The sequence below is a fragment of the Maritimimonas rapanae genome, from assembly GCF_057837205.1.
Genome location: NZ_JBYQFI010000001.1, coordinates 755,347 through 781,884, shown reverse-complemented (window position 1 = coordinate 781,884; position 26,538 = coordinate 755,347). Strand labels below are relative to the sequence as shown.

Genomic DNA, 26,538 nt, shown 5'->3' with positions numbered 1-26,538 from the left:
ATGGATATAGTTCATTAAAACGGAACGATATCTAAACTTTAGTGCACAAAAAAATGAAAATCAAAATAAACTTCCTTTCCCTAATTGGATTATTATTATTCTCCAATTCATTCGCCCAACAGATACAATTAGATTCACTAGATTTCCATATTGAACAAGTTATAAAAGACTTCGAAATTCCCGGGCTTTCGATAGGTATCATTAGGAATGATTCTGTAATATTTTCCAAAGGGTATGGAAAATTGGAAATACCTAAAAAAAGAAAAGTTGATAAAAACACTCTTTTTGGAATAGGTTCGATTTCTAAATCATTTACTGCCCTAACATTAGGGATTTTGGTTGATGAAGGAAAAATTAATTGGGATGATAAAGTTAAAGAGTATCTACCCTATTTTGAATTGTATGCCCCTTACGTAACAGATAATTTTACAATTAGAGATTTACTTACTCATAGAAGTGGTCTTAAAGATGTCAGTGGTGGAACACTATGGTATCACTCAGATTATTCTAGGGAAGAAATAATAAAACGACTCAAATATTTGGAGCCTGAGTCCAGCTATAGAGAAAAGCCAGCATATCAAAATGTAATGTATGTTGTTGCTTCTGAGATAGTTAAAGTAGTTTCTGGAATATCCTGGGATGATTTCCTAAGAGAACGTGTGTTTAACAAACTAAATATGAACAATAGTACATCTTTCGCCAAGGAAAGAGAAGATAACATAAACCTAGCGCAGCCACATATTTGGAATGAAGAATATAAAAAAGTTGCAATAATTCAAGAAAAAGGAGACAATCTTGCACCTGGTGGGTTTATCTATTCCTCTGCAACTGAAATGTCGAATTATATGAGATTGTTATTGAATAATGGAGTAATTGATAATGACACTGTAGTTAGTCCGAAAATTGTCAAGGAAATTTTTAAGCCACAAATTATTTATGCAGATGGAGGAATGTTCAAAAATGAATTTTCTTCCTATGGGTTCGGTTGGTGGCTCACGCCTGTTAATGGGCATAAGATAATAGAACATAGTGGTGGGATTGATGGGATGTCCGCCCAGTTGGTAATGATAAAGGATATGAATGTGGGGTTTATCATACTTACAAATACCTCAAAAGAACCATCAACTTTTTTCTTGAGAGCCTTGTTATTGAGTGAGCTTCTTAATGAACCTCTCTCTGACAATTTTTACACTAGAGTAAAAGAATGGCGGGCAAATAACATTAAAGAAAAAAGAGCATCCTCAAAAAATATTTCAAGATCTATTAATACTAACCCTTCATTGGCGATCAAAGACTATACAGGAAAATATACCGACAAGATGTACGGCGAAATATTTATTAATAGAATAGATGAAGATGAATTAGAAATCGCCTTTTCTCATACTAAAGTATTCAAAGGAAAGTTGAAACATTGGCACTTTGACACCTTTAAAATCGATTGGTATGACATTCGTGTTCCTGATGGGTTTTTAACTTTCAATTTTAATTCTAAAAGAGAAATAATGGGGTTCTCATTCGATCAAGAAAATTTACTAGATGTTGATTTTGGAGAACTTAATATTTTGAAAAATAAAAACTGAGTATAACAACGTGTATAATTAATTGCTACGGCGTTTAAAGAGTGTCTCGGAAATCCTAGCGGATTTCATTACTCCTACGCCTTTTTATTATATTAGTCACTTACACAACTAACCATAAACAAACACGATAAGCTAAACTACTTCAATTTCAATAAATATTTTGGATTTGGGCAATTCACTTTATAAAAATCTAAATTATCTTTATTACAAACACCTGGATAATCACCAAAATTACTTTGTAAGTCTTTTATAATTTGAAAATGCAAATGAGGAGCATAACCTCCATTAACTTCTGGTAAGCCTAAAGCAGCAATCGTTTGCCCTTGTGTTACCTTCTGCCCTACTTGTAATCCTTGTAAAGAATGCAAACTTAAATGACCATATAAAGAATGAAACACCTCCTCGTTTACTATATGTTTTAAAATAATTGTAGGCCCATAATCACCTAAATTATTATTATTACTAAAACTATGAATTTCTCCATCTAACGCTGCTAAAACCTTTGTTTCCGCTTTACACCAAAGATCAATACCTAGGTGGATGTTTCGTTTTTCAGTTCCTATAAAATTATGTTCTCCGCTATATAAGTTTCTTTGTTCTAGATATCCGCCAAAAGCTACTTGCGCATTGTATTTTTTTAAGTATAAATTGATATAAGTATCACATTCTTTAGAGCTAGAAATATTAATTTCACTTAAGTCTTTATTTTCAACTGACAGATCAATTGTAATATATTTATTTATAGCGATTGAATTGTCTATAACATGAAGTGGTTTATTACTTATATCATTTAAAAATTTCGAAAAAGAATTCTTTGGCATAAATAAAACACATTATTGAAGCGTAAAAGTAATAATACTTAAAATAAACTTTTACTTAAATAATATAAAAGCAAAATGTACTAATTAATCAACTACCTTTGCCCCCTGTACAAAGAATTATATGACATTTAAAGACTTAGGCTTAGTTGAGCCTATCCTAAAAGCCTTAGACGATCAAGGCTATACGCAACCAACACCTATACAAGAACAATCAATCCCAATTTTACTTCGTAATAAAGATTTATTAGGCTGCGCACAAACTGGTACTGGTAAAACAGCAGCATTCTCTATACCTATATTGCAGCATCTTTACAATAATATTAAGCTTAGAGACAGACAGCGTAGAATAAAAGCATTGGTAGTTACGCCTACTCGAGAATTGGCAATACAAATTGCTGAAAGTTTTACGGCATACGGAAAATATACTGGTATAAAAAACACGGTTATTTTTGGCGGAGTAAAACAAGGTGCTCAGACCCAAGCATTAAAACAAGGGGTTGATATTTTAGTTGCTACACCAGGTAGATTATTAGATCTAATGCAACAAGGTTTTATTACGCTAAGAGATGTTGAATATTTTGTTTTAGACGAGGCTGATCAAATGCTCGACATGGGTTTTATACATGACATCCGTAAAATCATTGCAAAACTACCACCTAGACGTCAATCATTATTCTTTTCTGCAACTATGCCTTCGAGTATTATTGCACTTTCGCAAAAGATATTGGGTAAGTATGAAAAAGTAACTATTAAACCTAAACAAGCAACTGCCGAAAAAGTAGATCAAGCTGTATATTTTGTCTCAAAAAAGGCTAAAATAAAGTTGTTGATTCACTTACTGGAAACCAAAGTAACAAGTTCTACACTAGTCTTTTCTCGCACAAAACATGGTGCGAATAAAATTGTAAAGCTACTAGATAGAGCTAAAATAAAAGCGGAAGCTATACATGGCAATAAATCACAAGGTGCCCGTCAAAAAGCCTTAGAAAATTTTAAAAATGGTGACACAAAAGTTCTAATTGCAACTGACATTGCGGCTAGAGGTATAGATGTTTCTGAATTAGCTTTTGTAATCAATTACGACTTGCCCAATATACCTGAAACGTATGTGCATAGAATTGGCAGAACTGGTAGAGCAAAAGCTAGTGGTATAGCATTATCGTTTTGTGATAAAGAAGAAAGACCATACTTACAGAGTATTCAAAAACTTATTCGTCAACATATACCGGTAATAAAAGAGCATCCTTTTATTCATCATGTTGATGAGACTAAAGAAGAAACAGATAATTCTAAACAGAATTCTAAGTCTCGAAATTTTAGAAGAGGAAGAAAAAACAACAATAACAGAAAATCAATTAGAAATAAATCAAGAGGTAGAAATTCTTAAATCATTGTTAAAATAAGAATATTGCCAATTTACAAAGGACAATTTTCTTAAATTTAGGTTTGTGAAATTTTGTTTTATGCATCGTTATTCTTTATTCTTTATTTTATTTTCTATTCAGTTTGTTAATGCACAAAAAGCTGATCGAAAAACCATTACTTTTTTTGCTAAGGATTCAGTACAGATAACGGCTGATACATATTTTATAAAAGACATTTCTCCAACTATATTATTATGTCATCAAGCAGGTTTTAGTAGAGGTGAGTACCTTAAAACAGCTAGAAAATTAAACAAGCTAGGTTTTTCTTGTATGGCTATCGATCAACGTTCCGGCAAGGGAGTTAATGACATTATAAATGAAACAGCTTTAGATGCAAGAAAAAAAGGCATGAACATTGGATTTGCAGGAGCAAAAAAAGATGTGGAAGCTGCAATCGATTATTTATATAATCTTAATGGGAATAAACCTATTATTTTAGTTGGTAGCTCGTATTCAGCTTCTTTAGCTTTGTGGATTGCCAGTGAGCGAAATAAAAAAGTAAAGGCGGTAGCCGTCTTTAGTCCCGGTGAATATTTAAAAGGTAAGGATCTAGCGAAATTGATAAAGTCAATAAAGATTCCAACATTTGTTACATCTTCTAAACGAGAAACCGTTCCCGTTGAAAAACTGTTACGCTACGTAAAGCCAAAGTACATCACTCATTATAAACCCAAAGAAACAGGTATTCATGGCTCTCGAGCTTTATGGGAATCAACAAAAGGTAATAAAGGATATTGGGAGGCTTTTAAAGAGTTTATTTTATCAAACAAATAACTTTCTATTTTCTGCTTTAACACAATTTTAAAATGCTTCCTCAAAAAATATACTTAACTTCCACACAGTTAGGTGTTAATTGCGTCAGATCATGTCACCCACAACATTGATTAACTACTATATTAACATATGAACTATTTTTTAATGAAAAAAAGTATTAATTCAATATTTATGATTCCTCAAACTCTATTTTTCGTTACTCATCTTTGTCTTTTTTTAGGATGTTCATCTTCTTCTGAAATTAACGAAAATCAGCCTTCTATTAATAATCAAAAAACTTTATTCAAAAATGTAAGCCAATCTAATTTGATTAGTAATAAGCTTAATGGAAATTCTATGGATGGCGAAGCAATAGATATAGATAATGATGGAGACATTGATATGATAATAGCCATGGAATTTAGAAGAAACGTTATTTTAATAAATGATGGAACTGGAGTATTAAACGACGAGAGCGATACAAGGTTCCCAAATACAGTTCATGATTCAGAAGACATTGCTATTGCTGATTTTGATAAAGATGGTGATTTAGACATCATATTTGTTAGTGAAGATGATCAAACAAATGAATATTATAAAAATAACGGGGATGCAACATTTACCAATGTAAATAATCTCCTAAAAGTATCTGGCACTTCAAATGTAGTAGAAACAGCCGATTTTAACAATGATGGTTACGCCGACCTAATCATTGGAAACAGAGGACAAAATTTTCTACTTATTAATGATGGTAAAGGTGAATTTATTAATGAAACATCTACGAGGCTTCCCAGTGGAAATGCAACTACTCAGGATATTGAACTAAAAGATGTTGATGGTGATAATGATCTAGACATTATTGAGGCAAACGAAACAAATAATAGAATTCTAATCAATAATGGTTTAGGAGTTTTCTCAGACGAAACAAGTTCAAGGTTACCAAATATAAATGATCAAACTCGAGAAGTAGAACTAGCAGATATTGATAATGATGGAGATTTGGATATCTTTTTTGCAAATGTTGATTTTGGCGGTATTGGTAATCCTCAAAATCGTCTTTTAGAAAATGATGGTAAAGGGAAATTTACTGAGATAACAAGCTCTTCTCTACCACAAAGTGATTTTAGAACAGTTGGTGCTTCTTTTTTTGATATCAACGAAGATGGCTATTTAGACTTGATTTCAGGAAACAGGTTTAACGAGCTTGAAAATATTGTTTTAATTAATAACAAAAACAATAAATTCAATGATAGTACAAAAGATTATTTCCCAAAAATTAATTCTTACCCTTTCGAATTCCAATTTGCAGATTTTAATAAAGATGGATTAACAGATATCTATTTATGTAATTTTAGAGGTAATGATATTTTACTTTTAAGAACTACAAATTAAGCTTAGTTTGTTACAATTACACAAAAAATGTACTAGCTGACACATATATTATTGCCAACGATAATATATATTATAATTAGCGAAATCTGTTTTTGTAACTTTGAATACCCTACTACTATATATCTAATTGATTTTAAGCACTAAATGTGTTTAATTATATCTTGTATCACCTAACTAAAACTAAATTATCATGAAAAATTCTGGGAAAGTGGCATTAATAGCAGCTCTAGCATTAGTTACAGTTTATTTTGTTACTTCAAAAGCTATTGAAAAGAAAATCGAAAATCCGAAACCAAAAGTTGCATTAAACTTTATAAAATGTACGCCTGCAAAATTTTTATTAGAAGGAGTAGATACAACAAAGCAAATTTCTCCATTATTTGAGAATCTAGGCAATCATCATGTTGCAATTTCTACCAAAAATAAAATGGCACAACGTTTTTTTAATCAAGGTGTTAGATTAACATATGCATTTAATCATGCCGAAGCTCATCGTTCTTTTTTAGAAGCTTCTCGCTTAGATCCAAATTCTTCTATGAGCTATTGGGGACAGGCTTATGCCTTAGGTCCAAATATTAACGATCCAATGCCCGACGATGAACGTAAAAAGCAAGCCTTTAAAGCTGCCCAAAAAGCAAAAAGTTTATTGGCAAATGCTACATCGAAAGAAAAAGCATTAATAGAAGCTTTGCAGTCTAGGTATAGCGAAGATCTCACTAAAGATATTGCAGAATTAAATATTGATTATATGAAAGCAATGACAAAAGTTGCTGAAAAATTTCCACAAGACGATGATGTATTAACATTATATGCAGCTTCTATTATGAATACTACTCCTTGGAATTACTGGGATAAAGATGGCAATCCTTCTCCTTACATAGCTGAAGCCAAAACTGCACTAGAGAAAGCAATGAATATCAATCCGAACAATGCTGGTGCTCATCATTATTATATACATATGGTTGAGTTACCAATGCCAGACCTGGCGGAAGGAAGTGCAGATAGAATTGGCACCTTAATGCCAGGAGCAGGTCATATTGTACACATGGCTTCTCATATCTATATTAGAATAGGCCGCTATAAAGATGCTGTAAAGGTAAACCAACAAGCTATTTTAGCTGATGAAGATTATATTTCTCAATGCTACTCGCAAGGAATTTATCCTTTAGGGTACTATCCTCATAATATTCATTTTTTATGGTCATCGGCAAGTCTTTTAGGAGCAAGTGATACTGCCATAGATGCAGCAAAAAAAACAGCTGAAAAAGTGCCTACTGGCGAGCTGATCACGATGCCATTTTTACAAGATTTTGCTGCAACTCCGTTATTAGCTTATACACGTTTTGGTAAATGGAATGATATTTTAACTGTTCCGAAACCTAATGCTGACATTAAACATCTTAACTTGATTTGGCATTATGCACGTGGTATTGCTTTTATTAGAAAAAACAATATTAAAGAAGCTCAAGAAGAGTTAGATGCATTAGCTGAAATGAAAAAAGATCCAGAACTAGAAGAATTGGTAGCTACAGCTCATAATCCTTCATCAAGATCTGCAAACATAGCTTATGAAGTAGTTGCTGGTGAATTAGCAGCTCTAAAAGGAGACTTAACAAGTTCAATTAATCATCTTAAGAAAGCCGTTGAATATGAAGACCAACTTACATATACAGAGCCAGCTGCTTGGTATATACCAACTAGACAAAATTTAGGTGCTGTTTTATTAAAAGCCAATAAGTATACTGAGGCAGAAACTATTTACAAAGAAGACTTAGTTAAGTTAAGGCAAAATGGGTGGTCTTTAATTGGTCTGTATAATAGTTTAGAATTGCAAGGAAAAACTGAAGAAGCTAAGGCAATTAAAAAAGAATTCGACAAAGCTTGGGCCGACGCCGATATTAAAATAGAGGGTTCGGTACTTTAAAATGTTACTGGGCATTTATAATTTAAATGCTCAGTTTTCCTTCTTAATAACTTATATATTTGAAAATCTAAACAGATTTTTATTTATGAAGTTAAAAATACCGCCTGCAATTCAAGTATTAACCTTAGCGGGTTTTATGTGGTTTCTTAAAAAGGTAACTCAACAAACACATTTTGAATTTAATTATCAAAAAGAAATCAGTTGGGTAGTTTTCTTTATAGGAATATTGATAGGTGTAGCAGCTGTTTATTCATTTAGAAAAGCTAAAACAACAGTTGATCCAACTAATCCGTCTAAAGCGTCAAATCTTGTTATTAAAGGATTATATAAATATTCTAGAAATCCTATGTATTTAGCTATGCTATTTGTGCTTTTAGCCTTCTTTTTAAGATTAGGAAACCTGTACAATATGATAATAATAGTGTTATATATTTGGTATATCACAGCATTTCAGATAAAACCAGAAGAAAAAGCATTAACATCCCTCTTTGGAGAACAGTATTTTGCTTATAAATCGAAAGTGCGAAGATGGATTTAGATTTTGATGAGCTTAGAGAGTTTCTCAACGAAAAAGTAGATCAATATAACCGACCTCGGTTTATTGAATCTGACCCAATTCAAATTCCTCATCAATATTCGCTAAAAGAAGATATAGAGATTTCAGGATTTTTAACTTCAATCATTGCTTGGGGTAATCGAAAAATGATCATTAATAACGCACAAAAACTTATGCAATTATTAGGTAATTCACCATATGATTTTGTTATAAACCATAGACCTCATCATTTAGATTCGTTAGAGGATTTTGTGCATCGTACTTTCAATGGAATAGATTTACAATACTTTATCAAATCTTTAAAAAATATTTATATAAATCATAACGGATTAGAAACTGTTTTTAATGCTTCCGCTGAAACGAATTCTTTACAAACCTCAATTAGCGGCTTTAAAAAAATATTTTTCGAGACAGAACATCCTCAAAGAACTCAAAAGCACATTTCTGATCCTATTAAAGGCTCTGCTGCAAAGCGTATTAATATGTTTTTGCGTTGGATGGTTAGAAATGATAACAAAGGTGTTGATTTTGGTATTTGGAGCTCAATACTTCCTTCACAATTGTCATGTCCATTAGACACCCATTCTGGAAATGTGGCGAGAAAATTAGGATTACTTTCAAGAAAACTGAATGATGCAAAAGCATTGGCAGAATTGGACACCAATCTACGTAAATTAGATGCTAACGATCCAGTAAAATATGACTTTGCTTTATTTGGTTTAGGTGTATTTGAAAAATTTTAAATAGCTACCTTTGCAGCCCTAAATATAGACATGAGGTTACATAGAAATTTAGTTTTTACAGTTATAGATAGTTTACGAGATATTTTTAATGAAGGTGTCTATGCAGATAAAGCTGTAGAAAAAGCTTTAAAACGTGATAAACGTTGGGGAAGTCGTGATCGTAAATTTGTTGCCGAAACCATTTATGAAATTGTTCGTTGGAAACGCCTGTATGCAGAAATTGCTGAGGTAAAAGAACCTTTTGATAGATCAAATTTATGGCGACTTTTTTCTGTATGGTGTGTTTTAAAAGGAATTGATTTACCAGATTGGAATCAAATTGAACCAACTCCTACAAGAAGGATAAAAGGGCGTTTCGATGAATTATCAAAAATTAGGAAATATAGAGAATCTATTCCTGATTGGATTGATGAAGTTGCGGTTAAGGAACTTGGTGAAGAACTATGGACTAAAGAAATTGCAGCCTTAAATAAACAAGCCGATGTTATTTTAAGAACTAACACCTTAAAAACAACTAAAGAGAGCCTTCAAAAACAGCTTAGAACTGAAAACATTATTACCGAAACAATACCTAATCATCCAGATGCTTTAAAACTAACTGAACGTGCAAATGTTTTTAAAACAGATGCCTTTAAAAAAGGGTATTTTGAAGTACAAGATGCTTCTTCACAATTAGTAGCAGCTTATCTTGATGTACAACCTGGTATGAAAGTAGTAGATACTTGTGCTGGTGCTGGTGGAAAAACATTGCATTTAGCTTCTTTAATGCAAAATAAAGGACAAATTATTGCAATGGACATCTACGAAAGCAAACTAAAAAAGTTAAAAATACGTGCTCGTAGAAATGGTATTCATAATATAGATAACAAAGTAATTGATTCTACAAAGCCAATTAAAAAGTTATATAACAAAGCAGATAGAGTTTTAATAGATGCACCTTGTTCTGGTTTAGGTGTTTTACGAAGAAACCCGGATTCTAAATGGAAACTACAACCAGAATTTTTAGATGACATTCGTAAAACACAACAAGATATTCTACAACAATATTCTAAAATGGTAAAATCTGGCGGTAAATTGGTTTATGCCACATGTTCGATTTTACCATCAGAAAATCAAAATCAAATAAAAGCTTTTTTAGAATTGAATAAAGAGTTTAATTTTGTTACTGATCAAAAAATTCTGGCTTCTGAATCTGGTTATGATGGATTTTATATGGCTCTTTTAGAAAAAAAATAATATGAAAAATTTGGTGTTCCTTTTTATTCTATTTGTAATTACAGCTTGTGGTGGTTCGGATGATTCACCACCTATTCAGCAAAATAGAAATCCTGGAAATTTCACTATTAGTACAAGTAATATTACTCAGACTGAAGCTACCTTAAATTGGACAGCGGCAATTGATCCTGATGGTGACAATGTAACTTATACTATTGTAATCGATGGAACTACTTCTACAAGTAATTTAATCACTACAACTACCTCATTTAACAATCTAACTCCAGACACTGATTATAATGGTAGTGTTACAGCTAATGATGGTAAAGGTGGAACATCGTCTTCTACTTACAATTTTACTACGCTTGAAGATACGAATGCCAATACAATTGACTTTAACATTCCTAACAACTTATCTGATTATTATAGTAGTATGGTTTTTTATGAAGACAGTCAATTATTAAAAGATGAGCTGGCTACTCATGTAATTAGTAAACATTCTACATTCTTAAATTATTCAGAAAGACATAATTATTTATATGATGCTGACGAAGATTTAAATAATACTGCTAACGTAATTTTAATGTATAGTGGTGAAAGTAGAGATGAACGAGAATATCTTTCAGGAGGCAACTCGCATTCTCCGCAAACTTTCAATACTGAGCATGTGTATCCTAGATCAAAACTTTCTGGTACATCTGAAGCCGATTTACATCACTTAAGAACTTGCGATATTAATATAAATTCGAATAGAGGGAATCAATCTTTTGCCGAAGGTTCTGGTTCTTATGGTAATGTTTCAGGAGGATGGTATCCAGGTGATGACTGGCGTGGTGATGTTGCAAGAATGATTATGTATTTAAATTTAAGATATGATGAAAGTTTTGACGATGTCGGTTCTCTAGAACTATTTTTAAAATGGAACAAAGAAGATCCTGTATCTGACTTTGAAAAACAACGAAATACTGTTATTCAAAACCCTCAAGGGAATAGAAACCCATTTATTGACAATCCGTATTTAGCTACCCTAATTTGGGGAGGTGAAAATGCAGAAAATCTTTGGCAATAAAATATTTAATTAAACAATTTACTTACAGCTTTTTACGTTCTTAGGATACATTCTAAAAAAGGAATGGTTAATAAGAAAGTAAAAATCAATTAAGAAAGATGAAAAAAATACTGGTAATTTCAGTACTACTTCTTTTTTTAAGCTCCTCATTTTCAAATAAAATTACTGAAGAGTTTAAATTTAAAGTTGAATGGGCCAAGCTCAATAAAACATTATGGTCTCAACCCTACCGATTTGAAAATAAAGATTTAAAAAGCTTAAGTATAAAATTATTTATAGAGCGTATAAGTGATGAAAAATTAGTCAACTTAAATTATATTTCTCTTGTTGATGAAAACAAAAAACTTCGCATTAGACCTAATGCTGTTTACTATTTAAAATCTAGAGATAAAAAAATCTATTTAAAATCTAAAGTAGTGAATAACAACTACAATGATTTTGAAGATTATAATCTTGACGGGTACAAAAATTTTCAAGCCAAAACCTTTAAGCCTAATTTTTTAGGTTTAAAAAAGAAAAATAAAGCTGCAAGTGTAAAATCTCTTAAAAAAGTTACTGTAAAGACAAAAACGGCTTATTACATAGATTTCCCTGTAGAAGCAGATTTTTCGTATGGTAAGGTTTATTATAAAGATCAACCTATTGGTTTCGCTGCTGTTAAAAATTAAAACCTACATTCGTAAAGGTGGTGCATAAGTTTGCAAAAAGTTTAACATTTCCTCCTTGCAATTTTTTGTAACTTAAGCTGGCAATTTTAAACTTCTCAAAAATGCCAAACTACAATCTAAAAGTCAACGGGAAAACCATGTCAGTAAACGTTGACGAAGACACACCTTTACTATGGGTACTACGCGACGAACTTAATTTAGTGGGTACTAAATATGGTTGCGGTATCGCTCAATGTGGCGCTTGTACAGTTCATGTAGATGGCCAAGCTACCAGAAGCTGCCAACTTCGAGTTTCTGGTTTAGATGGTCTTAGTATAACTACAATTGAAGGTTTATCAGAAAATGGTGATCACCCTGTTCAAAAAGCGTGGCTTGAGCACGATGTACCTCAATGTGGTTATTGCCAAGCTGGTCAGGTGATGACCGCAGCCTCATTTTTACAGAATAATCCGAATCCTACCGACGAAGAAATTGAAGCTTCTATGAATGGTAATATTTGTAGATGTGGCACCTATGTTAGAATAAAAAGTGCCATTAAAACTGCAGCTAAACTTTAAACTACACGATTATGATAAAGGTAAAAACACAATACGATCGTCGCTCTTTTTTAAAAATTTCTACGGCTGCAGGAGGAGGAATGCTTATTGGATTTAGTTGGTTAGCGGGATGTGTTCCTGCAACTAAATCCAAAGAAGAAATAGTTGAAATTCCCAATGAATGGTTTGATATTAATGGTTATATAAAAATTGGCGATACCGGTCTGGTTACTATTTACTCTCCAAATCCTGAGATTGGTCAGAATGTGAGAACTTCCATGCCTATGGTTGTCGCTGAAGAATTGGATGTAGATTGGAAAAATGTGGTTGTAGAGCAAGCTCCTTTGAATACAGAACTTTATAAAAATCAATTTGCAGGAGGGAGTTTATCTATACGCTTAAGCTGGGATGCACTCAGAATGGCTGGTGCAACTGGTAGGCAGATGCTGCTAGAAGCTGCAGCCAAAGAATGGGGAGTTAAAGCATCTGATTTATTAACTTCTCAAGGAATAATTAAAGACAAGAATGGAGAAAGAAGCGTCACTTATGGTGAAATAGCTTCAAAAGCTATAGATATTGAAGTTCCGAAGGAAGTAAAACTTAAAGAACCTAAAGACTACAAACTAATTGGAACGAGCAGAAAGAATGTTGAAGGGGCAAAAATTGTTACTGGTAAACCATTATTTGGATTAGATTTTAAGAGAGAGGGAATGCTACTTGCTATGATTGAACATCCTCCAGCTTTCGGTATGAAGCCTAAAAACTTTAATAAAGAAGAAATTAAAAATATGCATGGTATAAAGGATGCTTTTATTATTGATACCACTATCGAAGAACCAGAATGGCATGATGTGAATGCTTTTCCACAATTAATTGCTATAGTTGGTGATAAAACATGGCAATTGATGAAAGCAAAAAAGGCATTAAAAGTAGATTGGGAAACTGTGGCCTCTTTAGAAAATTCTGATCAACATGCTCAATTATTAGAAAAAGCGCTAAAATCGGGTGAAGTTGAAGAAAGTAGAAAAGATGGTGATGTTGAAACGGCATTTAAAAATGCGACGAAGGTCATAGAACGTAGTTATAGTTCTCCATTTATGGCTCATAATACACTTGAGCCTATGAACTTTTTTGCCAATGTTACCGAAAATTCAGCTGAATTAATTGGCCCTACACAAATGCCAGAACGACTTGAAAAGTCTATTTCTAAACTTCTAAACTTACCTCTTGAGAATATTACCGTAAACATGACAAGAATAGGTGGTGGATTTGGCAGAAGACTTTATCAGCATTATGGATTAGAAGTAGCTGCAATTTCTAAACAAATGAAAAAACCTATAAAGCTTATATATTCTCGTGAAGATGATATGACTCAAGGTACTTATAGACCAACTTACTTGTCAACATACAAAGCGGGTTTAGATGAAAACAATAATCTTATTGCGTTTAGTGTAAAAGGAGCAGGGTTACCAGGAGGATCTGTTTTTCCAAAACGATTTCCAGCTGGAGCAGTTGAAAATTATACCGCAGAAAAAATTAAAGCTCCAACAAATATTTCTACAGGAGCATGGCGTGCTCCTAGATCACATTTTACTGCTGGAGCAGAACAGTCCTTTATTGATGAAGTAGCTGAACTGGCTGGTAAAGACCCTATTGATTTTAGATTAGAGCTCTTTGATCGTGCAAAGAATAATCCAGTCGGTGAAGAATATGATTACGACGCAGAACGTTATGCTGGCGTTTTAAAATTAGTAAAAGAGAAAGCCAAATGGGGTGAATCTGAACCCAATGTTCATCGTGGAGTAGCAGCTTATTATTGTCATTCATCTTATGTCGCAATTGTGGTAGATGTAGTTATGGAAAACAAACAACCAATCGTTCAAAAGGTGACTGCTGCTGTCGATTGTGGTATAGTTGTAAACCCAGATGGCGCAACTAATATTATTCAAGGAGGTGTTATTGATGGTATTGGTCATAGCATGTATAGTGAATTAACTTTTAATAATGGCGCACCAGATCAAAGCAATTTTGATAAATATCAATTAATACGTCATTCTCAAGCTCCAAAAGAAATTGAAGTTCATTTTGTTAAAAACGAAATAGCTCCTACTGGTTTAGGAGAACCGAGCTTACCTCCGGTTCCTGCAGCATTGGCAAATGCATTATATAAAACTACAGGACAACGTTTGTATAAACAGCCTTTTTCTAAGTATTTGAATCTCGAAACTGAAGGTGTAAAAGTATAAATGGTCAATTAAGTCAAACTTGATAAACCAATGGAGTTCGCTTCATTGGTTTATTTTTATTTTTGATGACTAACTTTGAAGTTATAAATAAAAAAATGAAATCAAAGAACAAAGTATTTATTGCCACAAGTCTTGATGGCTACATTGCCGATAAAAATGGTGGTATTGGTTGGTTAGATGAAGTCCCTGAAATCAATACTATCGATACTGGATATGAAGCCTTTACATCAGAAATTGACGCCATAGTTATGGGTCGAACAACTTTTGAAACCGTTTTAAGCTTTGGAATTAAATGGCCTTATAAAAAGCCTGTTTTTGTGCTTAGTAGAACCTTATCTGAAGTTCCAGAAAACCTTGAAGGCAAGGTTTTTTTAGTTAAAGGTTCACTTAAAAAAGTCTTAAAAACCATTCACGATAAAGGATTTTACAAATTGTATATCGACGGAGGAAAAGTGATTCAAAGTTTTTTAAAAGAAGACTTAATTGATGAGATGATAATCACTATTATTCCAACCTTGTTAGGTGGTGGTTCATCCTTGTTTGGTGAGCTTCCAAAAAAACTACATTTTGAATGTGTGTCTTCGAAAGTGTACTTAGACAAGATTGTTCAAAATCGTTTTAAGCGCATAAAATAAGCACTTAACATTCGTTAATAAATAGTAATAAATTGACATAGAAATACTTTCAAAAAATGTATTTTTGTGCTTTCAAAAATGCACAACTAAATGATCCATTTTTTTGGGGGTGAAAACAGTAAAGTTTATGCTGTTCAAGCCACTTCAGAATTCTCAAACGAAACAGAAAAAAAATTAACATGGTTGTTCGGCAACCAATCTAAAATAAACGCGGCGTCTCTTGACGCCTTTTTTGTTGGCCCTCGTAAGGCAATGATCACCCCATGGAGTACCAATGCTGTTGAGATTACTCAAAATATGGGAATAAATAATATTATTCGTATTGAAGAGTTTAACGCTGTCGCGGAAGATTTCTCTGATTTTGACCCAATGATCTCAGAAAAATTCAACGGATTGAATCAAGATACTTTTACTATTGACATTCAACCAGAATCCATCATAGAAATAGACGATATTGCTAATTATAACGAGCAAGAAGGATTAGCATTAAGCGATGAAGAAATCAACTATTTAGAAGGAGTATCAACTAAAATAGGTAGAAAATTAACCGATTCAGAAGTTTTTGGTTTTTCTCAAGTAAATTCTGAACACTGTCGCCATAAAATTTTTAACGGAACCTTTGTCATTGATGGAGAAGAAATGCCAACTTCTTTATTTAAATTAATTAAAGAAACATCAAAACAACATCCGAATGACATTGTTTCGGCGTATAAAGACAATGTCGCTTTTATAAAAGGTCCACAAGTGGAACAATTTGCACCTCAAAGGGCTGATATTCCTGATTATTACCAAAAAGAAAAATTCGAATCAGTTATATCGTTAAAAGCAGAAACACATAACTTTCCTACTACGGTAGAGCCGTTTAATGGTGCCGCAACAGGCTCTGGTGGAGAAATTCGTGATCGACTGGCCGGTGGAAAAGGTTCACTACCCTTAGCAGGAACAGCCGTTTATATGACCTCATATTCGCGTTTAGATGCTAACCGTCCATGGGAACAAGGAATGGAAGAACGTAAGTGGTTGTATCAAACTCCAATGGATATTCTCATTAAAGCTTCCAACGGAGCATCTGATTTTGGTAATAAATTTGGTCAACCTTTAATCTGTGGATCCGTATTAACTTTTGAACATGACGAACATAGCGATGTCACCCTGAGCGGAGTCGAAGGGTCTCAACCTAGAAAGCTTGGTTTCGATAAAGTAATTATGCAAGCTGGAGGTATTGGATATGGTAAAAAAGAACAGGCTTTAAAAGATACTCCAAAAGAAGGAGATAAAATAGTAATTCTTGGAGGTGAAAATTATCGAATTGGTATGGGAGGTGCTGCTGTATCTTCTGCCGATACTGGTGAATTTTCTACAGGTATTGAGTTAAACGCCGTTCAACGTTCTAATCCAGAAATGCAAAAGCGTGCTGCAAATGCTGTTCGCGGTATGGTAGAAAGTGAAGAAAACTTTATCGTTTCTATTCATGATCATGGTGCAGGTGGACATTTAAACTGCTTATCAGAATTAGTTGAAGATACTGGAGGAAATATCGATTTAGATAAATTACCAGTCGGTGATCCTACCCTTTCTGATAAAGAAATTATCGGTAACGAATCTCAAGAGCGAATGGGGTTAGTAATTGCCGAAAAACATATTGACACTTTAAATAGAATTGCAGAGCGTGAGCGTTCACCAATGTACACCGTTGGTGATGTTACGGGTGATCATCGCTTTACTTTTGAGTCTAAAACCAATGGTAATAAACCCATGGATTTGGCTTTAGAAGATATGTTCGGTAGCTCACCAAAAACAGTTATGACAGATACTACTGTAGATCGAAACTATCAAGAAGTATCTTATTCTAAAGAGAACTTTGCAAATTACCTAGAGCAAGTATTACAATTAGAAGCAGTTGCCTGTAAAGATTGGTTAACAAATAAGGTAGATCGTTGTGTTGGAGGCAAAGTTGCGAAACAACAATGTGTTGGTTCTCTACAAATTCCTTTAAATAATGTTGGTGTTATGGCATTGGATTATAATGGAAAAGAAGGTATTGCTACCTCTATAGGCCACGCTCCTATTTCTGGATTAATAACGCCAGAAGCAGGGAGTAAAAATTCTATTGCAGAAGCATTAACAAACATTGTTTGGGCACCATTAAAAGAAGGTTTGCAGTCAGTTTCATTATCTGCAAACTGGATGTGGCCTTGTAAAAATGAAGGTGAAGATGCGCGTTTATACAAGGCTGTAAAGGCTATTTCTGACTTTGCAATTGATTTAGGAATCAATGTACCAACGGGAAAAGATTCTTTGTCAATGAAGCAAAAGTATCCAAATGAAGAAGTCATTTCTCCGGGTACTGTAGTCATTTCTGCTGCAGCTAATTGTAATAACATAACTAAAGTTGTAGAACCCGTTTTTAAACCAGGTAAAGGAAGTATTTACTATATCAATGTATCACAAGATGATTTTAAATTAGGCGGTAGTTCTTTTGCGCAAATTGTAAATAAAATTGGCAATACTGCTCCTACTATTACCAATAATGGATTCTTTAAATCTACTTTTAATGTATTACAACATTTAATTAAAGAAGATAAAATAGTTGCCGGACATGATGTGGCTTCAGGCGGACTGATTACTACCCTATTAGAATTATGTTTTGCAGATGTAAATATTGGAGCTAATCTTGATTTATCTCAAATAAATGAAGAAGATAGTATTAAACTATTGTTTGCAGAAAATTCAGGAATTGTATTCCAAGCTGTAGATGATAGTGTTGAAGCTGAATTGGAAAAAAATAATATTGAGTTCTTTAACATAGGTTCTGTAGCAGAATTCGATCGACTAAATATTAGAAATGGCTCAGATGTATTCGCGCTTTCTATTGCTGAATTAAGAGATACTTGGTATAAAACCTCCTATTTATTAGACAACAAACAAACTGCAAACGGTTTAGCAAAAGATCGTTTTGACAATTACAAAAAACAACCATTACAATATATTTTCCCTAAACATTTTACAGGAAAACTAAAAGATGTCATTGCGAGTGAAACGGAGCAATCTGTTCAAAACGATGAGATTACCACGTCGCAAGCTCCTCGTAATGACGATAGGCGTCCAAAAGCCGCTATTATTCGTGAAAAAGGTTCTAACTCAGAGCGTGAAATGGCCAATGCCATGTACTTAGCTGGTTTTGATGTAAAAGATGTACATATGACCGACCTCATCTCAGGTCGTGAAACGTTAGAAGATATTCAATTTATAGGTGCTGTTGGAGGCTTTTCTAACTCCGATGTTCTAGGTTCTGCTAAAGGATGGGCCGGCGCATTTCTATATAATGAAAAAGCCAATACCGCTTTAAAAAACTTCTTTAAAAGAGAAGATACTTTATCGGTTGGTATTTGTAATGGCGCACAATTATGGATGGAATTAGAATTAATGAATCCAGAACATGATGTTCATGGTAAGCTCACCTATAATGATTCTGGTAAACACGAAAGCGCCTTTACATCAGTAAAAATTCAAGAAAATAATTCTGTAATGCTATCCTCTTTAGCAGGAAGTACTTTAGGCGTTTGGATATCACATGGTGAGGGAAAATACAGTCTTCCGCTTTGTGAAGAAAACTATCATATCTGTGCGAAATATGCCTATGAAGGTTATCCTCATAATCCTAACGGATCTGATTATAATGTGGCTATGTTATGTGATAAAACAGGGCGTCATTTAGCAACCATGCCGCATATAGAACGATCTACATTTCAATGGAACTGGGCTCATTATCCTGAAAACAGAAAAGACGAAGTGTCTCCTTGGTTAGAAGCTTTTGTAAATGCCAGAAAGTGGATCGAGAAAATAAATGAATAACAAAAAATGGCTTCAGAAAAATCTAAAGCCATTTTTAATTTATAGTAAAAAGGGATCATTCATTCACGCTTGCTATTGTAGACTCACCGATTATAATACCTTTTTTAAGATCAGGCGTACCTTTATATAACACATTCGCTTCGCCATACGACGTAACCTTTAACCTATCTGATACCGCTAGTTGATAAGTACCTTCTCCATAAGAAGTTATTTTAGCATTTTTTGTAGCTACATCTAAGGTTCTTACTTTACTAGACCCATAACCCGTGATCTTCTGATTGGTAATACTACCGTCATCTATAACTAAATGACTTTCACCATAAATTGCTACTCGCAAATCATTCAATTTGACTTTTTTTATTAATACTTCAGATTCACCATAAATACGTAGAGTACACTCATCTTGATCTAGAGGGCTTTCAAAAGTAATTTTCTCTTCTCCTCTTAGAGAAAAAGTATCTACATTAGTATACGTAACCTTTACTTTGGCTACCGTATTTTTATAAATTGGCTTCCTATGTTTCCAACCGTTATGCTTGTACTTTGCATGCTTAGTAGTTGTTTTAGCACCTTCTAAATACACCTGCAGCGTATTATTGCTAATCTCATAATTAAACTTTTCTATCGGAACAGTAATTTCATTAACTTCAATTTTTGGTGTTGCGCCTTGAACAAATTCTACCTCTATATGTGGACTAACAATAATCTTATCGTAGCTATCTCTAGGCGTAATAGTTTTTTCTTGTGCAATAGATACTTGAATAGAAAGAATTGCAACTAATAGAAAAGTGATTTGTAAATATTTTTTCATAATACTGTTTTATTGTAGTTTTTTATGGTTTATATAAGAGACAATTGTGTTTAGTTTTTGTTACAGTTTTATTCTATAAAGTTAACAAAAGTGTAACAGTTTTATTTTTTAGTAGTCTTATTAATATAGAATTCTAAAAATCATCAATCATGAACAAACTCTTGCCTTTTGTATTTATTTTATTTCTTTCACTAACTATTTCTGCACAACGAACTGTAAGTGCGTCAGACATTTTAAACGATATTAAAGCTGGTAAAACAGTTTCTTACGAAAATGCTACCATAACTGGCACATTAGATATGACTTATATGGAAGATAAATTACCAGATCTACCTAAAAAACATAAGTGGTATAAAAATGGTGGCAGTAATACAGTAAAAGAAACTTTAGAAGGTAAAATATCTTTTGTTAACTGCACCTTTGAAGGTGATGTTTTAGCTTATATTCATGACGAGGATAGCAAATATACTTTTACTGCTAGTTTCGAAAATGATATAAGATTTAAAAATTGTGAGTTTAAAAGAAATGCCATGTTTAAATATTCTTCTTTTGAACGTCAGGCTAATTTTGAAGGCTCAAAATTTAGAAAAGAATCTACTTTTAAATATGCAAAATTCGATAACAATGTAAGTTTTGCAAATACTGTTTTTGAAGAATACGCAACATTTAAATACACAAAATTTAAAGACGGTGTGTCTTTTAACAATGCGCGTTTTGACGAAGATTTAAATCTAAAATATACTAAAGTAAGAGGAGATTTTAACGTGTCTGGTATGAAAGTAGCTCACGACATCAACTCAAAATATACAGATATTAACGGTAGTGGTCTGTCTAAATATTTGCTAAACAACTAAGCTAACAACGCTCTATTAATTTGTTTAGCGAGGCTTGGCCCTTTATATATAAAGCCGGAGTAGATTTGAACTAAATCTGCTCCGGCTTCAATTTTTTCTAAAGCATCTTTCGCAGAGTGAATTCCACCAACGCCAATTATTGGAAATGCTTTATCAGATTTTTCAGCTAAAAAACGAATCACCTCTGTAGATCTATTTGTAAGAGGTTTACCGCTTAAACCTCCAGCTTCTTTCTTATTATCCGATTGAAGACCTTTACGATAAATAGTTGTATTTGTAGCTATGACACCATCAATTTTTGTTTCTTTTACAATATCTATAATATCTAATAACTGATCATTTGATAAATCTGGTGCAATCTTTAAAAGAATGGGTTTCGTTTTACCTTTAGGACAAAACTTCGCCATCTTTTCATTCTCAACCTGCAACGCTTTTAGTAGTTTGGTCAATGGTTCTTTATCTTGTAATTCTCTGAGATTAGGCGTATTTGGTGAGCTAACATTTACTACAAAGTAATCTACGTAATCAAAAAGATCATTAAAACTTATTAGGTAATCATCAACTGCTTGCTCATTTGGTGTTACTTTATTCTTACCTATGTTACCTCCAACTAAAATGTTTCCTTTTCTATATTTAAGTCGCTTACATATAACTTCTAAACCATCATTATTAAAACCCATTCTGTTAATAATGCCATTATCTTCTTTTAATCGAAATAGTCTTTTTTTAGGATTACCATCTTGAGGTTTCGGAGTTACCGTCCCAATTTCTATAAAACCAAATCCAAAATTAGGAAGCTCATCAACCAGTAAGGCATTTTTGTCAAAACCAGCAGCTAAACCAATAGGATTTTTAAAAGTTAATCCGAAAAGATTACGTTCTAGTTTTTTATCGTTTACCTGATAAATATTTCTGGTAATAGAAGCTATAAAAGGTAATTTAAAGGCAATCTTTAATAGTGAAAAAGTAAAATGATGTACTCTTTCTGGATCAAATAAAAACAAGATTGGTCGAATGATAGCCTTATACATGAATCATATCTTATCTCAATTCTGCATTAAAATCGCGTTCGAAAGCATTTTGCAATTTTTGCATCACCTTATCTATTTGTTTATCATTCAATGTTTTATTTTCATCTAGTAATTGAAAGCTAACTGCATACGATTTCTTTCCTTTAGGTAAATTCTTGCCTTGATAAACATCAAATAGATCAACATCTTTTAATAATTGCTTTTCTGTTTGCAAAGCAGTTGTGTACAATTCTTTAAACGTTACCGAATCATCTAGCAATAATGCTAAATCTCTTTTTACAACAGGAAACTTAGATAATTCTTTAACTTTCAAAGATTTTCTGCCCATCAATTGTAATATATTTTGCCAGTTGAAATTTGCAAATAATACTTCTTGTTTAATGCCAAACTCTTTTAAAATAGAGTGTTTAACCACTCCAAATTCAACCAATAAAATCTTTCCTTGTTTTAGCAACAAACCTTCTGAGTAAATATCATTTTTTACAGGCAAAGATTTTACGCCATTAATGCCCAGTCTTTCAATCAAACTATTTACGACTCCTTTTAAATAAAAGAAATCAGATGTTCTAGTGGTATTTACCCAACTATCTTTAGAGCGATTGCCTGTAATCGTTAAGGTTAAATGTTTGTCTTCATTATACCCACTTTCATATTTATGGTAGGTATTACCAAATTCGAATAACTTTAAGCTATTATTTTTTCTATTTAAATTATAAGATACTGCTTCTAGCCCGCTAAAAAGTAATGATTGACGCATCACCGAAAGGTCTACACTTAGTGGATTGAGCATCTCTACATTATGTTCTTTTTTCAATAACTCAGACAATTCAGTATATTCTGGTTTTGTTAATGAATTAGCCATCATTTCATTAAAACCTATAGAAACCAGTTGGTCTGAAACCAAGTTCTGAATTTTATCAGCATTTACCTTATCTGTATAAGAAATAGATGTGCTTAACTTTTCCGAAGTTTTAATATTATTATAGCCATATACTCTCAAAATTTCTTCAACTATATCGGCTTCTCTGGTAACATCAACTCTATAAGCAGGTATGGTTAAACCTAATCCAGTTTCAGTCTCATTATTTATTTTAATTTCTAAAGAAGCTAAAATATTCTTAATAGCATCTTTAGATATCTCTTCTCCAATAAGTTTAAAGGCTCTGTCATAAGATAAATGTACTTGGTGATCTTCAATTTTTTTAGGATAAATATCTACCATATCAGAAGAAATTTGTCCTCCAGCTATTTCCTCAATCAATATAGCGGCTCTTTTTAGTGCATATTCGGTGATATTAGGATCAATACCACGTTCAAAACGAAAAGAAGCATCAGTATTTAATCCATGACGTTTAGCTGTTTTACGGATAGAAACAGAATTAAAATAAGCCGCTTCTAAAAAGATAGAAGTTGTATTTTCTGTAACACCAGATTTTATACCGCCGAAAACACCACCTATACACATTGGGTTAGATTCTCCGTCGCAAATCATAATATCTTCTTTATGTAATTCACGATCAATATCATCTAGAGTTCTAAATTTAGTTCCGGTTGGTAAGGTTTTTACAATTATTTTTTCTCCTTTTATTTTGGCAGCATCAAAGGCATGTAAAGGTTGCCCTAATTCGTGCAATACATAGTTAGTAATATCTACTACATTATTAATTGGTGATAAACCGATAGCCTTTAATCGGTCTTTGATCCACTGTGGAGATTCTTCTACTTTTATATCTGTAATGGTAACACCAGCGTAACGAGGTATTAAGTTATGATCTTCTACTTCGGCATCTATTTTTAATTTTCTAATATCTACATCAAAATTACTTATCGAAGGTGTTATTAGCTCAATATCTAAATCTCTCTGCGATAAACCAGCTTTTAAATCTCTGGCTACTCCTAAATGACTCATAGCATCAGCCCTATTTGGTGTTAAACCTATTTCAAAAACGTCGTCAGTAGTTATATCAAAAACGTCGGCCGCGGCCTTACCGGTTTCTTCAGATGCATCTAAAACTAAAATCCCATCATGGCTATCGCCTAACCCTAATTCATCTTCGGCACAGATCATTCCATGGCTTTCCTCTCCACGAATTTTTCCTTTCTTAATTTTAAATTCGTTTCCTTCTTTATCATACAATATGGTTCCGATAGTGGCTACTGGTACTTTTTGGCCAGCTGCTACATTAGGTGCTCCACAAACTATTTGAACTGGTTCTCCATTCCCTAAATCTACAGTGGTAACTTTTAATCGATCTGCATTAGGATGCTGTTTACACGTAAGTACTTCGCCTACTACTATCCCTTTCAAGCTTCCTTTAATAGATTCAACAGTCTCAATCTTTTCAACTTCTAATCCAAGATCTGTTAATAGTTCTCCTGTCTTTTCTGCATTCCAATCTAATTCTAGAAACTGTTTTAACCAATTGTAAGATATCTTCATCTATAAATCTTATTTCTGTAAGTGTGCAAAGATAAAGAATCTGTTTAAGTAGCTTAAAAGCTTTTTAACAAATTTGTACTGATATTTTTTGAGAATTTTTCATTTATACTGTAACGTTAGAGCATTTGCTTTATCCTTATAATTTTTATACTTTGCATTCCCTCAAAAATTTACTTTATGTCGAAAGAAATTACACGTCTTTTTGATTTTCCTTATTATCAATTAGAAAAATATAATCTTGACAAAGCTTTAATAACTAAATATGGTGACAAGTGGGTCGCCACCTCTACTAAAGAATATATAGATAAAGCAAATGCTATTAGTAGAGGATTAATACGTTTAGGAGTTAAAAAAGATGATAAAATAGCTGTAATTTCTACTACCAACCGAACTGAGTGGAATGTTTGTGATATTGGTATTTTACAAACTGGAGCACAAAATGTTCCTATTTATCCTACAATTTCTAAGGAAGATTATGAATATGTTTTAAACCATTCTGAATCTATTTATTGCTTTGTTTCTGATGAAACTATTCTCGAAAAATTAAATCAAATAAAAGGAAACACAAAATTAAAAGAAGTATACACCTTTAACGATATAGCAGGTGAAAAAAGTTGGCAAGAAGTTCTAGAGCTTGGTAAAGATAATAGCAATCAGGATGTTGTAGAGGACAGAATGAGCTCAGTAATGCCTAATGATCTAGCAACATTAATTTATACTTCTGGCACAACAGGGAGGCCAAAAGGTGTAATGTTATCTCACAATAATATTGTTAGTAATGTGCTAAGCGCCCACAAAAGAGTACCATTAGATGAGGGTAAAGATAAATCGTTAAGCTTTTTACCAGTTTGTCACATTTTTGAACGCATGATCTTGTATTTATATCAATACAATGGCTTAGAAATATATTTTGCTGAAGCTATTGAAAAACTAAGTGAAAATGCTCAAGAAATAAAACCAAACGTAATGACGGCTGTACCGCGTTTGTATGAAAAGATTTATGATAAGATTTATGCAAAAGGAGATGCTTTATCGGGAGTTAAGAAGAAATTATTTTTCTGGGCTTTAGACTTAGGCTTAAAATATGAACCCTATGGTAAAAATGGTTGGTGGTATGAGCGTCAATTAAAGTTGGCACGTAAACTCATTTTTAGTAAATGGCAAGAAGCTTTAGGTGGTAATTTAAAAATTATGGTATCTGGTAGTGCAGCCTTACAACAACGACTAACTAAAGTGTTTGCTGCTGCTGGTATGCCTATTATGGAAGGTTATGGTTTAACAGAAACATCACCCGTTGTATCTGTAAACGATGTAAGAAATGGAGGATTTAGACCAGGAACAGTAGGTAGAGTTATTGAAGGTGTTGAAGTTAAATTTGCCGAAAACGGAGAACTTCTGGTAAAAGGACCTAATGTAATGCAAGGCTATTATAAAGATCCTGAAAAAACTGCAGAAGCTATTGTTGATGAATGGTTTCATACAGGTGATAAAGGAGAAATCGATGCTGATGGGTTTTTAAGAATTACCGGACGTACAAAAGAAATGTTCAAGACTTCTGGAGGTAAATATGTAATACCGCCTCTTTTAGAAGGTGAGTTTAAGCAATCACTGTTTATAGAACAGATTATGGTTGTTGGTGAAGGAGAAAAAATGCCAGCTGCTTTGATTCAACCAAATTTTGAATATATTAAAGAATGGAGTGAAAGAGAAGAAATGAGCATTGGAACTTCTAATGAAGAAATAATCAATTCAAAAGTAATTATTGATAAAATACAGGAAGAAGTTTTAGCTTGTAATGAAAAATTTGGAAAGTGGGAACAAATTAAACGCTTTGAACTCACACCAAAAGTATGGTCTATAGATGGTGGTGAGCTCACACCCACTATGAAAATGAAACGAAAAGTTATTAAAGAAATCTATAAAGATTTATACGATAAAATCTATTGTTAATTTATAACTTTGTACTTCTTAACTTTTAGTATTTA

20 protein-coding genes are annotated in these 26,538 nt (G+C 32.9%); 16 read left to right on the top strand and 4 right to left on the bottom strand.

What is annotated here, in order from left to right; translation table 11 throughout:
- Window positions 1-53: 53 nt before the first annotated feature.
- Complete coding sequence (locus AC3IF2_RS03720) at window positions 54-1,580, top strand: serine hydrolase (RefSeq protein WP_489165693.1); 1,527 nt, start codon at window positions 54-56, stop codon at window positions 1,578-1,580.
- A 137-nt stretch (window positions 1,581-1,717) separates the two neighbouring features.
- Here AC3IF2_RS03720 and AC3IF2_RS03715 read toward each other — a convergent pair whose 3' ends face one another.
- Window positions 1,718-2,401, bottom strand: a complete 684-nt coding sequence (locus tag AC3IF2_RS03715; protein ID WP_489165692.1) for a peptidoglycan DD-metalloendopeptidase family protein — start codon at window positions 2,399-2,401, stop codon at window positions 1,718-1,720.
- Window positions 2,402-2,522: 121 nt separating this feature from the next.
- Here AC3IF2_RS03715 and AC3IF2_RS03710 point away from each other — a divergent pair, with 121 nt between their 5' ends.
- From AC3IF2_RS03710 to purL, 13 genes are all read left to right on the top strand, one after another.
- On the top strand, window positions 2,523-3,788 hold the full coding sequence (locus AC3IF2_RS03710; protein ID WP_489165691.1) for a DEAD/DEAH box helicase: 1,266 nt from the start codon (window positions 2,523-2,525) through the stop codon (window positions 3,786-3,788).
- A 76-nt stretch (window positions 3,789-3,864) separates the two neighbouring features.
- Complete coding sequence (locus AC3IF2_RS03705; protein ID WP_489165690.1) at window positions 3,865-4,599, top strand: alpha/beta hydrolase; 735 nt, start codon at window positions 3,865-3,867, stop codon at window positions 4,597-4,599.
- A gap of 144 nt (window positions 4,600-4,743) precedes the next feature.
- Window positions 4,744-5,970 (top strand): FG-GAP repeat domain-containing protein, encoded by a 1,227-nt coding sequence (locus AC3IF2_RS03700; RefSeq protein WP_489165689.1) that lies wholly within the window; start codon window positions 4,744-4,746, stop codon window positions 5,968-5,970.
- A gap of 190 nt (window positions 5,971-6,160) precedes the next feature.
- Window positions 6,161-7,894 carry a tetratricopeptide repeat protein gene (locus AC3IF2_RS03695; RefSeq protein WP_489165688.1) on the top strand — a complete coding sequence of 578 codons (1,734 nt, stop codon included), beginning with the start codon at window positions 6,161-6,163 and terminating at the stop codon, window positions 7,892-7,894.
- A gap of 85 nt (window positions 7,895-7,979) precedes the next feature.
- Entirely contained in the window at window positions 7,980-8,432 is a 453-nt protein-coding gene (locus AC3IF2_RS03690; protein WP_489165687.1) for a methyltransferase family protein, read from the top strand.
- Window positions 8,423-9,193 (top strand): TIGR02757 family protein, encoded by a 771-nt coding sequence (locus AC3IF2_RS03685; protein WP_489165686.1) that lies wholly within the window; start codon window positions 8,423-8,425, stop codon window positions 9,191-9,193. Before AC3IF2_RS03690 ends, AC3IF2_RS03685 begins: the two co-directional genes overlap by 10 nt.
- A 30-nt stretch (window positions 9,194-9,223) precedes the next feature.
- The gene (locus AC3IF2_RS03680; RefSeq protein ID WP_489165684.1) at window positions 9,224-10,429 is read left to right on the top strand and encodes an RsmB/NOP family class I SAM-dependent RNA methyltransferase; all 1,206 of its coding nucleotides are present in this window, start codon (window positions 9,224-9,226) and stop codon (window positions 10,427-10,429) included.
- Between the two features lies 1 nt (window position 10,430).
- Window positions 10,431-11,477, top strand: coding sequence for an endonuclease (locus tag AC3IF2_RS03675; RefSeq protein ID WP_489165683.1), 1,047 nt, complete (start codon window positions 10,431-10,433; stop codon window positions 11,475-11,477).
- 98 nt (window positions 11,478-11,575) lie between these two features.
- The gene (locus AC3IF2_RS03670; protein WP_489165682.1) at window positions 11,576-12,145 is read left to right on the top strand and encodes a hypothetical protein; all 570 of its coding nucleotides are present in this window, start codon (window positions 11,576-11,578) and stop codon (window positions 12,143-12,145) included.
- A 101-nt stretch (window positions 12,146-12,246) separates the two neighbouring features.
- Window positions 12,247-12,702: a (2Fe-2S)-binding protein gene (locus AC3IF2_RS03665; RefSeq protein WP_489165681.1), complete on the top strand. Its 456-nt coding sequence runs from the start codon at window positions 12,247-12,249 to the stop codon at window positions 12,700-12,702.
- 11 nt (window positions 12,703-12,713) lie between these two features.
- Window positions 12,714-14,927 (top strand): xanthine dehydrogenase family protein molybdopterin-binding subunit, encoded by a 2,214-nt coding sequence (locus AC3IF2_RS03660; RefSeq protein ID WP_489165680.1) that lies wholly within the window; start codon window positions 12,714-12,716, stop codon window positions 14,925-14,927.
- 95 nt (window positions 14,928-15,022) lie between these two features.
- Entirely contained in the window at window positions 15,023-15,562 is a 540-nt protein-coding gene (locus AC3IF2_RS03655; RefSeq protein WP_489165679.1) for a dihydrofolate reductase family protein, read from the top strand.
- Between the two features lie 90 nt (window positions 15,563-15,652).
- Entirely contained in the window at window positions 15,653-19,417 is a 3,765-nt protein-coding gene (gene purL / locus AC3IF2_RS03650; protein WP_489165678.1) for a phosphoribosylformylglycinamidine synthase, read from the top strand.
- Between the two features lie 55 nt (window positions 19,418-19,472).
- On the opposite strand, the gene AC3IF2_RS03645 is transcribed toward purL, so the two are convergent.
- Complete coding sequence (locus tag AC3IF2_RS03645) at window positions 19,473-20,228, bottom strand: head GIN domain-containing protein (protein ID WP_489165677.1); 756 nt, start codon at window positions 20,226-20,228, stop codon at window positions 19,473-19,475.
- A 149-nt stretch (window positions 20,229-20,377) separates the two neighbouring features.
- Here AC3IF2_RS03645 and AC3IF2_RS03640 point away from each other — a divergent pair, with 149 nt between their 5' ends.
- Window positions 20,378-21,082, top strand: a complete 705-nt coding sequence (locus AC3IF2_RS03640) for a pentapeptide repeat-containing protein (protein WP_489165676.1) — start codon at window positions 20,378-20,380, stop codon at window positions 21,080-21,082.
- On the opposite strand, the gene AC3IF2_RS03635 is transcribed toward AC3IF2_RS03640, so the two are convergent.
- Both AC3IF2_RS03635 and pheT read right to left on the bottom strand, forming a co-directional pair.
- Window positions 21,079-22,113 (bottom strand): quinone-dependent dihydroorotate dehydrogenase, encoded by a 1,035-nt coding sequence (locus AC3IF2_RS03635; protein ID WP_489165675.1) that lies wholly within the window; start codon window positions 22,111-22,113, stop codon window positions 21,079-21,081. The two genes, AC3IF2_RS03640 and AC3IF2_RS03635, sit on opposite strands and share 4 nt — an antisense overlap.
- A gap of 10 nt (window positions 22,114-22,123) precedes the next feature.
- Window positions 22,124-24,553: a phenylalanine--tRNA ligase subunit beta gene (gene pheT, locus AC3IF2_RS03630; RefSeq protein ID WP_489165674.1), complete on the bottom strand. Its 2,430-nt coding sequence runs from the start codon at window positions 24,551-24,553 to the stop codon at window positions 22,124-22,126.
- 177 nt (window positions 24,554-24,730) lie between these two features.
- Between pheT and AC3IF2_RS03625 the strand changes: the two genes are divergently transcribed.
- On the top strand, window positions 24,731-26,503 hold the full coding sequence (locus AC3IF2_RS03625) for an AMP-dependent synthetase/ligase (RefSeq protein WP_489165673.1): 1,773 nt from the start codon (window positions 24,731-24,733) through the stop codon (window positions 26,501-26,503).
- Window positions 26,504-26,538: the final 35 nt, after the last annotated feature.

Excerpts from the sequence above, each read along its gene's own strand:
- AC3IF2_RS03670 (WP_489165682.1), top strand. The coding sequence starts at position 11,576 with ATGAAAAAAATACTGGTAATTTCAGTACTACTTCTTTTTTTAAGCTCC.
- AC3IF2_RS03680 (WP_489165684.1), top strand. The coding sequence starts at position 9,224 with ATGAGGTTACATAGAAATTTAGTTTTTACAGTTATAGATAGTTTACGA.
- AC3IF2_RS03720 (WP_489165693.1), top strand. The coding sequence starts at position 54 with ATGAAAATCAAAATAAACTTCCTTTCCCTAATTGGATTATTATTATTC.
- AC3IF2_RS03635 (WP_489165675.1), bottom strand. The coding sequence starts at position 22,113 with ATGTATAAGGCTATCATTCGACCAATCTTGTTTTTATTTGATCCAGAA.
- AC3IF2_RS03665 (WP_489165681.1), top strand. The coding sequence starts at position 12,247 with ATGCCAAACTACAATCTAAAAGTCAACGGGAAAACCATGTCAGTAAAC.
- pheT (WP_489165674.1), bottom strand. The coding sequence starts at position 24,553 with ATGAAGATATCTTACAATTGGTTAAAACAGTTTCTAGAATTAGATTGG.
- AC3IF2_RS03705 (WP_489165690.1), top strand. The coding sequence starts at position 3,865 with ATGCATCGTTATTCTTTATTCTTTATTTTATTTTCTATTCAGTTTGTT.
- AC3IF2_RS03655 (WP_489165679.1), top strand. The coding sequence starts at position 15,023 with ATGAAATCAAAGAACAAAGTATTTATTGCCACAAGTCTTGATGGCTAC.
- AC3IF2_RS03645 (WP_489165677.1), bottom strand. The coding sequence starts at position 20,228 with ATGAAAAAATATTTACAAATCACTTTTCTATTAGTTGCAATTCTTTCT.
- AC3IF2_RS03695 (WP_489165688.1), top strand. The coding sequence starts at position 6,161 with ATGAAAAATTCTGGGAAAGTGGCATTAATAGCAGCTCTAGCATTAGTT.
- purL (WP_489165678.1), top strand. The coding sequence starts at position 15,653 with ATGATCCATTTTTTTGGGGGTGAAAACAGTAAAGTTTATGCTGTTCAA.
- AC3IF2_RS03685 (WP_489165686.1), top strand. The coding sequence starts at position 8,423 with ATGGATTTAGATTTTGATGAGCTTAGAGAGTTTCTCAACGAAAAAGTA.
- AC3IF2_RS03710 (WP_489165691.1), top strand. The coding sequence starts at position 2,523 with ATGACATTTAAAGACTTAGGCTTAGTTGAGCCTATCCTAAAAGCCTTA.
- AC3IF2_RS03640 (WP_489165676.1), top strand. The coding sequence starts at position 20,378 with ATGAACAAACTCTTGCCTTTTGTATTTATTTTATTTCTTTCACTAACT.
- AC3IF2_RS03660 (WP_489165680.1), top strand. The coding sequence starts at position 12,714 with ATGATAAAGGTAAAAACACAATACGATCGTCGCTCTTTTTTAAAAATT.
- AC3IF2_RS03715 (WP_489165692.1), bottom strand. The coding sequence starts at position 2,401 with ATGCCAAAGAATTCTTTTTCGAAATTTTTAAATGATATAAGTAATAAA.
- AC3IF2_RS03675 (WP_489165683.1), top strand. The coding sequence starts at position 10,431 with ATGAAAAATTTGGTGTTCCTTTTTATTCTATTTGTAATTACAGCTTGT.
- AC3IF2_RS03700 (WP_489165689.1), top strand. The coding sequence starts at position 4,744 with ATGAAAAAAAGTATTAATTCAATATTTATGATTCCTCAAACTCTATTT.
- AC3IF2_RS03690 (WP_489165687.1), top strand. The coding sequence starts at position 7,980 with ATGAAGTTAAAAATACCGCCTGCAATTCAAGTATTAACCTTAGCGGGT.
- AC3IF2_RS03625 (WP_489165673.1), top strand. The coding sequence starts at position 24,731 with ATGTCGAAAGAAATTACACGTCTTTTTGATTTTCCTTATTATCAATTA.